Below are 12,149 nucleotides of genomic sequence, written 5' to 3'. Positions count from 1 at the left end.
GGCGTCACCGCTGACCGGAACGGCGGGAGGAAGTGATGGCCTCTGCTCTGTGGGCCGGCTCGTCCCGGGACCGGGTGTTCGGGCTGGCGCTGCTGGACGCGTTCACCGCCGGGGCGGGCCTGGGCTACCTTGCACACCAGTACCGGGAGGTTCTCGTGGCGAACCCCGCGACCGTCGGCTTGGTGCTGTTGTTCACGTTCACTCTGGTGGTGCTGATCGGTTCCGCGGTGCGCGCGTTGCGCCGGGCGGCTTCCCGTGTCGACACCATTTTCGCGGAGGAACTGCGGAAGAAGCCTTCGCCCGGGCCGCGGTGACGGAAAAGCTTGGTGGACAAGGGGATTGCTGCGGATTCCGCTCAGCTGTCACGGCGACCGATGTCCGGCCCGAGAGACTGATTGTGCCGCAGAATCCCGCCCGTTCATGACCGCGCGAGCGCTGCCGCCCCCGACATGGATCAGCCTGCTGCGGAACAGGCCGCCGCCGGAGGAGCTGCGCCTGACCATCCACATAGGACGTTCACCCGATCCGGTACCGGAGGTTGGCGATCGGCCCGGCCTGGCTCACCTCCACCGGCTCCAGCCGCACCCGGGTGCCGCCCGGGTGGTCGAAGAAGCGGACGCCGTCGCCGAGGAAGACCGGTGCCACGTGAACCAGGACTTCGTCGAGCCGGCCGGCTTCCAGGCACCTCCGGGCCGTCGCCGCGCCCAGGACCGCGACGTAGCCGTCGCCCGCCGCCTCCGAAGCTGCCGCCATCGCTTCGGGCAGGTCCGCGACCAGGGTGAAGCCCGGGGCCGGCTCGGCGTCGCGGGTCACCACGAAGATCCGGCCGTGCCAGCGGCCGCCGTACACCTCTCCGTCGGCCGTCGCGGCCGGGGCGTACGTTCGGTGTCCCATCAGGACCGCGCCGACTTCGCCGAGCACCCGCTCGACGGCCGGGTTCGGGCCCGCGGGCACGTCGTGGAGCCAGGACATGTCGTCGCCGAGGGCCGCGATGAAGCCGTCGAGGGACATCGTGACGTGGTACAGGAACTTGGCCATGGGGTACGCCTCCCGGTTGCGGTTTCCCATACCGACGGGCCCGGGCCGGGAAACTCATCGGTCAGGCCGGCACGAGTTCCCCGGCTTCGGCGTAGCGGCGCGCCAGTGCGGCGCAGACGATCAGCTGGATCTGGTGGAACAGCATCAGCGGCAGCACGATCAGGCCCACCTGCGCGGGCCCGAACAGGACGGTCGCCATCGGCAGGCCGCTGGCCAGGCTCTTCTTCGACCCGCAGAACACGATGGTGATCCGGTCCGCGCGGGCGAACCCCAGCAGGCGCGCGCCCCAGCCGGTCGCGGCCAGCACCGCCGCGAGCAGCACGCCGCACACCAGCACGAGCACCAGCAGGTGCCCCACGTCGAGCCGGTGCCAGCTGCCCTCGGTCATGCCCGCGCTGAACGCCGTGTAGACCACCAGCAGGATCGAACCGCGGTCGACCAGCTTCAGCGGCGCGGAATGGCGCTTGATCCAGCCGCCGATCCAGCGCCGCGCCAGCTGCCCGGCCACGAACGGCGCCAGCAGCTGCAGCACGATCCCGAGCACCGCCGAGCCGTCGACGCCCGCGCCGTCGCCGGCGAGCAGCAGGGCCACCAGCAGCGGGGTCAGCACGATGCCGGCCAGGTTGGACAGCGACGCGCTGCAGATCGCCGCCGCGACGTTGCCGCGGGCGATCGAGGTGAACGCGATCGACGACTGGACCGTCGAGGGCAGCACGGCCAGGAACAGCACGCCCGCGGCCAGCTGCGGCGGAAGCACCGAGGCGGGGAGCAGGAACAGCGCCAGACCGAGCAGCGGGAACAGGACGAACGTCGCGCCGAGCACCACCGCGTGCAGCCGCCAGTGCCGCAGCCCGTCGAGGGCCTCCTGGGTGGACAGCCGCGCGCCGTACAGGAAAAAGAGCAGGCCGACGGCGATGGTGGTGGCGACGCCGAAGCCGCCGGCCACCGCGCCCGACGCGGGCAGCAGGGTGGCGACGCCGACGGTGGCGAGGATGGCGAGGACGAACGGGTCGAGACGAGGCATGGATCTCCTTCCGCAGCCATTTTCGGCGCCCGGCCGCTCATTGTGAACCTCGATGACCGGACTGACTGTCATCGCGAATCGCGATAAAGTGCCGGGATGCTGGACCCGCGCCTGTGCCGTTCGTTCCTCGCCGTCGCCGAGACGCGCAGCTTCACGGCGGCCGCGCGGCGGCTCGGGGTCGGCCAGCCGACCGTCAGCCAGCACGTCCGGCGGCTCGAGCGCGACGCGGGCGGGCTGCTGTTCGCCCGGGACACCCACACGGTGGAGCTCACCGGGCGGGGGCAGGCGATGCTCGGCTTCGCGCAGACCATCGTCGACACCGAGGAACGCGCGGAGCGGCACTTCCGCGGCGCCGAGCTGCGCGGGCGCGTGCGGTTCGGCGTGTCCGAGGACTTCGCGCTCGGCGAGCTGCCGGAGATCCTGCACCGGCTGCGCCGCAGTCACCCGCTGGTCGACGTCGAGCTGACGGTCGAGCTCTCGGACGTGCTGACCCAGCGGCTGCGCGCCGGCCGGCTCGACCTGGTGCTGGGCAAGCGCCGCCCGGGCGCGCACCACGGCCGGCTGCTCTGGCGGGAGCCGCTGGTCTGGATCGGGTCGGCGGCCACAGTGCTGGAGCCCGGCGAGCCGGTGCCGCTGGTGCAGTACCCGATGCCGTCGATCACGCGGCAGCTGGCGGTGGAGTGCCTCGAGCGCGCGGGCCTGGAGTGGCGCGCGGCGTGCCAGACATCGAGCCTCACCGGGCTGCGCGCCGCGGCGGCGGCCGGGCTCGGGGTGACGCTGCACGCGCGCAGCCTGGTCCCGGCCGACCTCATGGAGCTCGACGGCCTGCCCGAGCCGGGCGACATCGAGTTCATGCTGCTGTCCCGCGAGTCGATGGCGGGCCCGGCGGCGGCTTTGGCGGAGTTCATCGTGGAGCGGGTCGGGCGCGAGCCTTAGCCGCGGTGGGGGCGAGCGGCCGGCGGAGCGGGGCGGTGGTCGCGAGCGTGGCGCCTGCCGGGGTCCGGCGGTGCCATCGGCGCGACCTCGAACCGTTCGGCGCGCGCCTTGCCGGTGAGCAGCAAGCGGCGCGGAGCGGGACGGCGGTCGCGAGTGTGGTGCCTGTCAGGTCCGGCGGTGTCGGCGCGACCTCAGCCGTCCTCGCCGGTCAGCATCCGCCGCAGGCGGGCGAGCGCGCGGTGCTGGGCCACGCGGACCGCACCCGGGGTCGACCCCACCGCCGCCGCCGTCTCCTCCGCCGACAAGCCGACCACCACGCGCAGGACCACGATCTCGCGCTGCTTCGCCGGCAGCACGTCCAGCAGCCGGGCCAGCTGCTCGTTCAGCTCGAACCGCAGGGCCCGCTGCTCCGGACCCGCCGATTCGCTCACGCCGTCGGGGACCTCGGGCACCGGGTCGGCGCGGTTGCGGGCCGCCGCGCGGTGGGCGTCCGCCACCTTGTGCTGGGCGATGCCGTAGACGAACGCCAGGAACGGGCGACCCTGGTCGTGGTAGGACGGCAGCGCCGTGAGCACGGCGAGGCAGACCTCCTGGGCGACGTCGTCCGCCGACGCGAACGAGCGCTCGTGACGCCCGACCCGGGCCCGGCAGTAGCGCACCACCAGGGGCCGGATCGTGGCGAGCAGGCGGGCGATCGCCGCGTAGTCGCCGGCGATCGCCGCGGCGACCGGCTCGTCGTGCCGGCGCCAGTGCGGCGGGAACGCTTCGGGCGGCGGGGCCGCGGCGATCTCCCGGACGAGCGCCCGGCTGCGCACCCGCAGCAGGGTGCCCTCGACGTCGAGGCCGGCGCGCAGCGAGTCGTGCAACGCGGCGTTGGACGCCCGCAGCAGCTCGGTGATCGCGCGATCCCCGTACTCGGTTGCCGGCATTTCGCTCACCTTTCCCTGTCCCGCTGGTCACCGTGCCGCGCGGCCCGGTGTCGCCTGAGGCGTTCCCGCACGTGGCGGAGGGTGGAACGGACCGTCGCGGGCGCGATCCGCAGCGCCTCCGCGATCTCGGCCGGCGTGAACCCGTCGAGCGACCACGCCAGGACCATGCGCTGCCGGCCGGGGAGGGAGGCGAGCAGGTCGATGAGCCCCGCGTGCTGCTCCACCAGCCCGGAGAGCTCCTCGTCGTCCCGCGGGTCGCCCGCCAGGGTCCAGTCCGCCCGGCCGCCGCCCGGGGCGTCGAGCAGCCGCCCGGCGACCCGGCGGACCCACGCCCGCGGGTCCTCGAGGGTCGGCCACGCCTCCAGCGCGTGCAGCATCGCCTCCGCGGCGACGTCCCGCGCGGTCTCGACCTCGAACCCGGCCTTGCACAGGAAGGCGACGAGCTGCGGGAAGTCGGCGCGGAAAAACGCGTCGAACTCGTCGTGACCGCCCACGGACCCCTCACCACCCCTCGCCTCACCAACACAGGTGCGCTGAGGTGCCGGCTACGTGTAACGATTCGATCAAGACTGCTCGGTAGGAGTAATGGACCGCGTTGCTTCGGTGACGCCGGGTGACAGCGACCCGCCCGCGAACGGCGGATTCCGGTCGCGCGGATGGTGCGTCGCGCCGGTCATGTTTGATCACGCCCGAGCCGGAAACCCGTGCTGGACAAGGTAAGCGGGCCCGGTCGGGGGCCGCCCGGCGGACGTGCGCCGGGGCCCGGCCGTCGCCGATCGGGTGACGTGATCGACATCGAGATCCGGGGAAGAAGGGCGTACTCTCATGTGTTGCAGTCTTGGTTGCCCGGAGGGTGAGCCGGGGACCGAAGCCAAAACCCCCTTGACCCAGGCGGATACGCTCGCGCGTCCGCCGGAGTTAAGTCGGTTGACGCGCCCCAACAATGGGAAGCAGTAAGAGATAGGAGGTGAACGAAGGAAATGGAAGCCACGATGACGGGCTGGGCGGAACTCGCGGCCTGCAAGGACGAGGACCCGGAACTGTTCTTCCCGATCTCCGAGGTCGGTCCCGGCGCCCGGCAGACAGCACAGGCGAGGGCCGTGTGCGCGCGCTGCCCGGTGCGCGCCGATTGCCTCGGCTACGCGCTCGACAACGGCCTTGACCACGGCGTCTTCGGCGGCACCACCGCAGACGAACGCCGGCGGCTGGTGCGCACCGCGCCGCAGCGGCACCGAGCGGCCTGACGCACTGCCGGTGACCTCTTCCCGGCGGCCTCGAGCATAACCACAGAATCCGGAACAAAATCGGTTCCGGTCGTGTGCGCGCCCGGGTGGGTGATTCCTCGTGGATCACCCACCCGGGCTTTTTCCACCGCTCGGTAAACATGCGATTCATTGCATCTTTCCCGCCGGCCCGCCGTCGCCGTGCCCGGCCGGCCAGGTTTCCGGCAGGTCCCACGCGGCCGCCGTCGCCGACTCGAACGCGGCCATCCCGGTGATCAGGCCGTCCTCGATCGTGAGGAGCGTGACGCCGAACCAGTGGTGTTCGTGCTTTCCTGGTCGCCGCAGGTAACCGGCCACCGCGGGCTGCCGGTTGGCGCGGACCGGCTGCATCCGGAACCGCCCGATGCAGTGCGGCGATGCCGGATCCATCGACAGCGACAGCGCCCGGATGATCGAAGCGCGGCTGTCGAACCACAGCGAGTACGGCGGCATGACCGCCTGGGCGTCCTCGCGCAGCAGCCGGGCGACCGCGGCGGGGTCGCCGTCCTGGTAGGCGGCGATGAACCGCTTCAGCAGCGCCGTTTCTTCCGCCGTCGGGTCGCCGACCGTCCACTCGGCACGCCGCGCGGGCAGCCGCTCACGCAACGTCGCACGGGCCCGCTGGAGCGCGCTGTTGGCCGACGCGACGCTCGTCTCCAGCAGCGACGCCGTTTCCTTCGCCGGCCAGCCGAGCACGTCCCGCAGGATCAGCGTCGCCCGCTGGCGGGGCGGCAGGTACTGGACGGCGGCGAGGTAGGCCAGCTCGATGGTCTCCCGCTCGACCACGGCGTCGTCCGGGCCGGCGCCCTCGAGCAGCCGGTCCGGGTACGGCTCCAGCCACGGCAGGTCGGCGGCGGTGATCGGGCCGGCCGGCTCCCCGGCCGGGCCGAGCTGGTCGGGCAGCACGCGCCGCGGCCGGCGGGCGAGGACGTCGAGGCAGGCGTTCGTCGCGATCCGGTAGAGCCAGGTCCGCACGCTCGCCCGGCCTTCGAACGCGTCCCGGGCCTTCCACGCGCGCAGGAACGTCTCCTGCGTGAGGTCTTCGGCGTCGGCCAGCGAGCCGAGCATCCGGTAGCAGTGGACCTGGATCTCCCGGCGGTGCCGTTCGACGAGCGTCTCGAAGTCGTGCCCCACCCCGGCACGCTAGCGCACCCGGGCTGCAAGACTGCGGCGGTGAGCGGAACGGTGCTGGTACTCGGCGGACGCAGTGAAATCGGGCTAGCCGTGGCGAAACGCCTGGTCAGCGGGGATGTGCGACGGTTCGTGCTGGCCGCGCGCCCGGGTGCGGACCTGGCCGCGGAGGTTGCCGCGCTGCGCGCCGCGGGCGCCGAAACGGTGGACACGGCGGAGTTCGACGCCGACGACCTCGGCGCGCACGGTCCCTTCCTGGAGAAGGTGGCGGCCGAGCACGGGCCGCTCGAAACCGTCGTGCTCGCCTTCGGGATCCTCGGCGACCAGGCCCGCGCCGAACGGGACAGCGCCCACGCCGCCGCGATCGTGCACACCGACTACGTCGCCCAGGTCGGCGTGCTGACCCACGCCGCGAACCTGCTGCGCGCGCAGGGGCACGGCCGGCTCGTCGTGTTCTCGTCGGTGGCCGGGGTGCGGGTGCGCCGCGCGAACTACGTCTACGGCTCGGCCAAGGCCGGGCTCGACGGCTTCGCGAGCGGCCTCGCCGACGCGTTGCACGGGTCCGGCGTCCAGTTGCTGCTCGTCCGTCCGGGTTTCGTGATCGGCCGGATGACCGAAGGCATGGCGCCCGCGCCGTTTTCCAGCACGCCGGACCAGGTGGCCGACGCGACGGTCGCGGCGCTGCGCCGCGGCCGCGGGGTCGTCTGGGTGCCCGGAGTACTCCGTCCGGTCTTCTTCGCGATGCGCCTGCTGCCGCGCGCGGTCTGGCGCCGCCTGCCACGCTGAGGCCACTGTGTCCGGTGCCACAGCACTTTCCCGTGCGCGCTTCGGTACCGTGCGTGGCAAAACCGACCGTGGTGCTCGGCCGTTCGGGCAGCGTCACAGCATTCCGACAACTTTCTCAGCTGATTCCCAGCTAACGCGGTGATCCTCGAAGGGGGGAACCGTCAGAGGGAAGCAAGGGGAAGTGCCGTGCTGTTGTCGTCGCGGGGGCGCCGCATCGGCGGCCGGGTCGCGCTCGGCGTCGTCTCGACCGTGGTGCTCGGCGCCACCGGTTACCTGTGGACGCAGCTGAGCAGCCTGGACGCCGGCATCGTCACCGCCGACGTCATCCCGCCGGCCGCGCAGCTCGACAACGATGACACCCCGCCCGGCGAGCCGCTGAAGACCGCCCAGAACATCCTGCTCGTCGGGATCGACGCGCGTACCGACGCGTACGGCAACCCGTTGCCACAGAACGTGCTCGACGCGTTGCACGCCGGAAGCGGCGACGACGGCGGCGACACCACGGACACGATGATCGTGGTGCACATCCCGGCGGGCGGCGCCGCGGCCACCGCGATCTCGATCCCGCGTGACTCCTATGTGGACATCGCGGGCGGCTACGGCAAGCACAAGATCAACTCGGCGTACAGCCGCGGCAAGAACGCCTCGATGTCCGGTTTGCGCGCCCAGGGGCTGTCCGGCGCGCAGCTGGAGGTGGCCGCGAACGCCGCGGGCGCCCGGACGGCGATCCAAACCGCGGAGAAGTTCACCGGCCTGACGATCAACCACTACGCGGCGATCAACCTCGCCGGCTTCGACGCGCTCTCGCAGGCCGTCGGCGGTGTCGAGGTCTGCCTCAAGGCGCCGGTGCACGACAGCTACTCCGGCGCGGACTTCCCGGCCGGGACGCAGACGCTGTCCGGCGCGCAGGCGCTCGCCTTCGTCCGCCAGCGCCACGGCCTGCAGAACGGCGACCTCGACCGGATCGCGCGGCAGCAGGCGTTCCTGTCCGGGATGGCGAAAACCGTGCTGAACGCGGGCACGTTCACCGACCCGTCCAGGCTTTCCGCGCTGGTCGGCGCGGTGCAGGGCTCGGTCGTGCTGGACAAGGGCTGGGACATCCTGAGCTTCGCGCAGCAGCTGCGCGGGATGACGTCCGGCGCGATCGCGTTCGTCACGATCCCGGTGCAGAGCCTGTCGCTGCAGACGCCGTACGACGGCGACGCGGTGAAGGTCGACCCGGCCCAGGTGCAGCAGTTCGTCCGCACGGCGATCAGCACGCCGGCGGTCCGGGCCTCGGGCGACGACACGACCGGCGGCGTGAAGCCGGTCGCGGCCACCGGCACGAAGACGCCGGCGCCCGGCAGCGCGGCCACGGACGCGAAACAGCCGGCGACCGGTACGGCCGCCGGCTGCGTCAACTGAGCTATCTCACACGAACGCGGACTGTCCCGTGATCGCCTTGCCGACGATCAGGGTGTTCATCTCGCGCGTGCCCTCGAAGGAGTAGATCGCCTCGGCGTCGGCGAAGAACCGCGCGACGTCGTATTCGAGCACGATCCCGTTGCCGCCGAAGATCTCGCGGCTCCAGGCGACGACCTCGCGCATCCGCGAGGTGACGAACGCCTTCGCCAGCGACGAGTGCTCGTCCTGGAAGATCCCCGCGTCCTGCAGGCGGGCCAGCTGCACCAGCATGCCCCAGGAGGCGGTGATGTTGCCGAGGCTCTTCACGAGCAGGTCCTGCACCAGCTGGAAGCGGGCGATCGGCCGGCCGAACTGCGTGCGCTCCTTGGCGTAGTCCAGCGCGAGCTCGTAGGCGCCGATCATCACGCCGAGTGCCTGCCAGGCCACGCCGCCGCGGGTGGCGCGCAGGATTTCGGCGACGTCGCGGAAGGAGTTGATGCCCTGCAGGCGGTTCTCCTCCGGCACGCGCACGTCGGTCAGCGTGATTTCGGCGTTTTCGACGATCCGGAAGGCGGTCTTGCCCTGGATCTTCTCGGCCACGAAACCCGGCGTGCCCTTCTCGACGACGAACCCCTTGACGTGGTTGTCGTCGAGGTCACGGGCCCACACCACGACGTAGTCGGCGAAGGTCGCGTTGCCGATCCACTTCTTGGCGCCGTTGAGGACCCAGCTGTCGCCGTCACGCTGAGCGGTGGTGCGCATGCCGCCGGCGACGTCCGAGCCGCCCAGCGGTTCGGTCATCGCGAACGCGCCGATCTTGTCCATCGCGGCCATTTCCGGGAGCCAGCGGTCGCGCTGCTCCTGGCTGCCGCCGCTGTGGATGGAGTACATCGCGAGTCCGTTGTGGACACCGAAGAACGTCGCCACGGACGCGTCGGTGCGGCTCATCTCCATCGCCATCATGCCGGTGAGCAGGTGGCTGACCGCCGCCTTGTGCTCGCCGTAGCCCTCGTAGGGCAGGCCCGCGAGGCCGGAGCCGCGGAACAGCCCGATGAGTTCCTTCGGGAACGTGCCGGCTTCCCAGTTCTCGTTGACCAGCGGCTTGACGTCGTTGCGCATGAACTCGCGCGCCTGGACCAGCAGCTTGCGCTCGTCGTCCGGCAGCAGCGCCTCGAAGTCGTAGAAGTCGGCGGTGAGCTTGTCCTTCAGCGGTTCCATTTCAGTTCTCCTCCAATGCGGACAGGATGGCCAGCTGCTTGCGGTCGCGCGTCTCGGCGAGTTCCGAATACGTGGAGGAGCCGTAAGCCCGTTCGACGGCTTCGATCAGCCGTTCCTGCTCTTCGGGGCGCTGGCTGGGGGTGCCCAGCCCGGCCCACATCTGCTTCATGGACTTGCCGATGTGCTCGGCCATGTGCCGGTAGCCGCCGGGGCCGCCGCCCAGGTGCGAGCCGAGGAACGGCCCGACCGTGGCCCAGCGGATGCCGAGCGAGCTGGTGATCACCCTGTCGAGGTCCTCGGGCGTGACGACACCCTGCTCGACGAGGTAGATCGCCTCGCGGCTCAGCGCGTTCTGCAGGCGGTTGCCGACGAAGCCGGCGATCTCCTTGCGCTCCACGACCGGCGTCCGGCCGAGGGAGGTGTAGAAGGCGACGGCCTGCTGCACGGTTTCGTCGCTGGTGTGCTCGCCGGGGACCACCTCGACCAGCGGGATCAGGTGCGGCGGGTTGAACGGGTGTCCGATGAGGACACGACGGCCGTCGATCTCGCCGGTGAACGCCGTCGAGGGGATGGCGCTCGACGAGCTCAGCAGCAGCGCGTGCTCCGGAGCCTCGTCGACGAGCTGCCGGAACAGGTCCTTTTTGAACTCGACGTTCTCGGGACCGTTCTCCTGCACCACATCCGCGTCCCGCACGGCCTCGGTGACGTCGGCGGCGAGGTGCACGCGGGCCGCCAGTTCGGCGGCGGTCGTGCCGAGGTGCGGGGCGAACGTTTCGAGCGCGTCCTGCACGGCGTCGGCGAGGTCGGGGCGGGGGTCGCTGACCCGGACGGTCAGGCCGTGGCTCGCGAACAGGGCCGTCCAGGACAGGCCGATGGTGCCGGCGCCGATGACTGCGGCGTTCTTCACGACTGCGCTCCCTTCAGGTAGTCGAAGACCGGCTTGACCGGGGCGAGCGTCAGGTCGGTGCGGATGTGGCTGGCGGAGACGACTTCCAGCACCGGCAGGTCGGCCAGCGGGGCCAGGACGTGCTGGAACAGCTGCAGCCGCGCCGGGCCGGTGTACGCCTCCTTGACCACGACGTCGCTGATCTCGGTGCGGACCAGCTCCTGGACGCGCGGGGCGCCGTCGTAGCCGGGGATCGTCTTGAGCATGAACGTCGGGACGGTGATCTGGCGTTCGGCCTCGCCGGCGTCCAGCTCGTGGTGCTTGTAGCCCATGGTCGCGGTGGCCACGCGCAGCGTCCCGTAGTCCAGGGTGCCCACGAGGACACCGTTGTCGACATAGAGATCCGGGCGGCCCACCGTTTTCGGGTAGGCGCTGACCTCGCGCCCGGACGCGGTCGCCGGGAAGTTGTCCAGGTACATCGCGTGCAGGTACTCGCCGCGCTCGCCGTCGAAGCTGACCTCGATCGCCTGGCCTGACTCGGTGTACGGCCCGTAGCCGGAGACGTCGCCCATCTTCATGACTTCGAAGCGCACCAGCGGTTCTTCGATCCGCAGGGGCTCGGGGACGACGGCGCGCAGGGCGTCGGCGTCGGTGCGGTAGACGATGTTGAGGTACTCGCGATCGGTGAACCGCGGGACCACGGGCGCGAACGCCGGGGCGGTCAGCGGGGTCGTCACGTGCCGCCGGACTTCTTCGATCTTCATTCGCCTGTCCACTTCGGAGCGCGGCGTTCGGCGAAGGCGGTCATGCCCTCGCGGACGTCTTTGGACTGCATCAGTTTCTTGGTCTCTTCGCGTTGCACGGCAAAGGCTTCCGCCTCCGAGCCGCGCACGATCTTCTTCACGGCGGCCAGCGCCAGCGGCGCGTTCTCCGCCAGCTGCTCGGCAAGGGCGACGGCCACCGCGGCGGCGTCGCCGTTCGGCGTCACGCGGTTGACCAGGCCCAGCTCGCCGGCGCGGCGGCCGGTGACCGGCTCGCCGGTGAGCAGGAACTCCATCGCCAGGTGGTGCGGGATCCGCTTCGGCAGCCGGATGACGCCGCCGCCGGCGGCGATCAGGCCGCGCTTGACTTCGGGGAGCCCGAACGTGGCGTCTTCCGCGGCGACGATCAGGTCGCAGCCCAGCGCCAGTTCGAACCCGCCGCCCATCGCGAAGCCTTCGACGGCGGCGATCAGCGGCTTGGTCAGCTCGGCCTCGGTCAGGCCGCCGAACCCGCGGCCCGGGATCTCCGGCGACTCGCCCTTGAGAGCGGCCTTGAGGTCCATGCCGGCGCTGAAGGTGTTCTCGGCACCCGTCAGGACGCCCACCCGGAGCGTGGGGTCGCTCTCGAGTTCGTCGAGGGCGGCGGCCAGCTGGGCGGCGACGGCGGCGTTGACCGCGTTGCGGGCCTGCGGCCGGTCGATCGTGATCAGCAGGGTGCTGCCGATCCGCTCACTGCGTACTTCACTCATGCTCTTCACTTCCCAGGTGCCACTTTCACGTGAAAGTGACGGTGGT

General features: G+C 71.4%; 14 protein-coding genes. 5 read left to right on the top strand and 9 right to left on the bottom strand.

All coding sequences use genetic code 11. The features are described from left to right. Nucleotides 1–35 precede the first annotated feature (35 nt). The gene (locus C2L59_RS03655) at nucleotides 36–314 is read left to right on the top strand and encodes a hypothetical protein (RefSeq protein ID WP_103348085.1); all 279 of its coding nucleotides are present in this window, start codon (nucleotides 36–38) and stop codon (nucleotides 312–314) included. A 202-nt stretch (nucleotides 315–516) separates the two neighbouring features. Here C2L59_RS03655 and C2L59_RS03650 read toward each other — a convergent pair whose 3' ends face one another. Both C2L59_RS03650 and C2L59_RS03645 read right to left on the bottom strand, forming a co-directional pair. Then, nucleotides 517–1,038, bottom strand: a complete 522-nt coding sequence (locus tag C2L59_RS03650; RefSeq protein ID WP_103348184.1) for a dihydrofolate reductase family protein — start codon at nucleotides 1,036–1,038, stop codon at nucleotides 517–519. A 61-nt stretch (nucleotides 1,039–1,099) separates the two neighbouring features. Further along, entirely contained in the window at nucleotides 1,100–2,062 is a 963-nt protein-coding gene (locus tag C2L59_RS03645; RefSeq protein WP_103348084.1) for a bile acid:sodium symporter family protein, read from the bottom strand. Nucleotides 2,063–2,158: 96 nt separating this feature from the next. On the opposite strand from C2L59_RS03645, the gene C2L59_RS03640 reads away from it, so the two are divergent. Beyond that, nucleotides 2,159–2,998 (top strand): LysR substrate-binding domain-containing protein, encoded by an 840-nt coding sequence (locus C2L59_RS03640; RefSeq protein WP_103348083.1) that lies wholly within the window; start codon nucleotides 2,159–2,161, stop codon nucleotides 2,996–2,998. A 191-nt stretch (nucleotides 2,999–3,189) separates the two neighbouring features. Here the strand turns inward: C2L59_RS03640 and shbA are convergent, their stop codons facing one another. Together shbA and C2L59_RS03630 are read right to left on the bottom strand one after the other, a co-directional pair. Further along, a complete protein-coding gene (gene shbA / locus C2L59_RS03635) occupies nucleotides 3,190–3,786 on the bottom strand; it encodes an RNA polymerase sigma factor ShbA (RefSeq protein ID WP_199198907.1) in 597 nt (198 codons plus the stop codon). 146 nt (nucleotides 3,787–3,932) lie between these two features. Next, nucleotides 3,933–4,421: an RNA polymerase sigma factor gene (locus tag C2L59_RS03630; RefSeq protein ID WP_103348081.1), complete on the bottom strand. Its 489-nt coding sequence runs from the start codon at nucleotides 4,419–4,421 to the stop codon at nucleotides 3,933–3,935. A gap of 486 nt (nucleotides 4,422–4,907) precedes the next feature. Here C2L59_RS03630 and C2L59_RS03625 point away from each other — a divergent pair, with 486 nt between their 5' ends. Next, nucleotides 4,908–5,171: a WhiB family transcriptional regulator gene (locus C2L59_RS03625; RefSeq protein ID WP_103348080.1), complete on the top strand. Its 264-nt coding sequence runs from the start codon at nucleotides 4,908–4,910 to the stop codon at nucleotides 5,169–5,171. A 147-nt stretch (nucleotides 5,172–5,318) separates the two neighbouring features. Here the strand turns inward: C2L59_RS03625 and C2L59_RS03620 are convergent, their stop codons facing one another. After that, a complete protein-coding gene (locus tag C2L59_RS03620) occupies nucleotides 5,319–6,323 on the bottom strand; it encodes an RNA polymerase subunit sigma-70 (protein WP_103348079.1) in 1,005 nt (334 codons plus the stop codon). Between the two features lie 39 nt (nucleotides 6,324–6,362). Between C2L59_RS03620 and C2L59_RS03615 the strand changes: the two genes are divergently transcribed. Beyond that, nucleotides 6,363–7,106, top strand: a complete 744-nt coding sequence (locus C2L59_RS03615; RefSeq protein ID WP_103348078.1) for an SDR family NAD(P)-dependent oxidoreductase — start codon at nucleotides 6,363–6,365, stop codon at nucleotides 7,104–7,106. A 186-nt stretch (nucleotides 7,107–7,292) separates the two neighbouring features. After that, nucleotides 7,293–8,510, top strand: coding sequence for an LCP family protein (locus tag C2L59_RS03610; RefSeq protein ID WP_103348077.1), 1,218 nt, complete (start codon nucleotides 7,293–7,295; stop codon nucleotides 8,508–8,510). Between the two features lie 6 nt (nucleotides 8,511–8,516). Here C2L59_RS03610 and C2L59_RS03605 read toward each other — a convergent pair whose 3' ends face one another. From C2L59_RS03605 to C2L59_RS03590, 4 genes are read right to left on the bottom strand one after another with little or no spacing between them, the layout of a single operon-like run. After that, nucleotides 8,517–9,707: an acyl-CoA dehydrogenase family protein gene (locus tag C2L59_RS03605; RefSeq protein ID WP_103348076.1), complete on the bottom strand. Its 1,191-nt coding sequence runs from the start codon at nucleotides 9,705–9,707 to the stop codon at nucleotides 8,517–8,519. A 1-nt stretch (nucleotide 9,708) separates the two neighbouring features. Next, the gene (locus C2L59_RS03600) at nucleotides 9,709–10,614 is read right to left on the bottom strand and encodes a 3-hydroxyacyl-CoA dehydrogenase NAD-binding domain-containing protein (protein WP_103348075.1); all 906 of its coding nucleotides are present in this window, start codon (nucleotides 10,612–10,614) and stop codon (nucleotides 9,709–9,711) included. Continuing rightward, complete coding sequence (locus C2L59_RS03595; protein ID WP_103348074.1) at nucleotides 10,611–11,357, bottom strand: acetoacetate decarboxylase; 747 nt, start codon at nucleotides 11,355–11,357, stop codon at nucleotides 10,611–10,613. Before C2L59_RS03595 ends, C2L59_RS03600 begins: the two co-directional genes overlap by 4 nt. Then, nucleotides 11,354–12,103, bottom strand: a complete 750-nt coding sequence (locus C2L59_RS03590; RefSeq protein ID WP_103348073.1) for a crotonase/enoyl-CoA hydratase family protein — start codon at nucleotides 12,101–12,103, stop codon at nucleotides 11,354–11,356. The genes C2L59_RS03595 and C2L59_RS03590 overlap by 4 nt, the downstream gene beginning before the upstream one ends. Nucleotides 12,104–12,149 lie beyond the last annotated feature (46 nt).

Source organism: Amycolatopsis sp. CA-128772, assembly GCF_002904295.1.
In the GTDB taxonomy this organism is placed as follows: Bacteria; Actinomycetota; Actinomycetes; order Mycobacteriales; family Pseudonocardiaceae; genus Amycolatopsis.
The sequence above is the reverse complement of the archived record's forward strand: the minus strand, read 5'-3'. Positions and strand labels throughout refer to the sequence as shown.

Bases quoted from the DNA above. Each gene is read 5' to 3' on its own strand.
- C2L59_RS03655 (WP_103348085.1), top strand. From the start codon at position 36: ATGGCCTCTGCTCTGTGGGCCGGCTCGTCCCGGGACCGGGTGTTCGGG.
- C2L59_RS03650 (WP_103348184.1), bottom strand. From the start codon at position 1,038: ATGGCCAAGTTCCTGTACCACGTCACGATGTCCCTCGACGGCTTCATC.
- C2L59_RS03645 (WP_103348084.1), bottom strand. From the start codon at position 2,062: ATGCCTCGTCTCGACCCGTTCGTCCTCGCCATCCTCGCCACCGTCGGC.
- C2L59_RS03640 (WP_103348083.1), top strand. From the start codon at position 2,159: ATGCTGGACCCGCGCCTGTGCCGTTCGTTCCTCGCCGTCGCCGAGACG.
- C2L59_RS03625 (WP_103348080.1), top strand. From the start codon at position 4,908: ATGGAAGCCACGATGACGGGCTGGGCGGAACTCGCGGCCTGCAAGGAC.
- C2L59_RS03605 (WP_103348076.1), bottom strand. From the start codon at position 9,707: ATGGAACCGCTGAAGGACAAGCTCACCGCCGACTTCTACGACTTCGAG.
- C2L59_RS03595 (WP_103348074.1), bottom strand. From the start codon at position 11,357: ATGAAGATCGAAGAAGTCCGGCGGCACGTGACGACCCCGCTGACCGCC.
- C2L59_RS03590 (WP_103348073.1), bottom strand. From the start codon at position 12,103: ATGAGTGAAGTACGCAGTGAGCGGATCGGCAGCACCCTGCTGATCACG.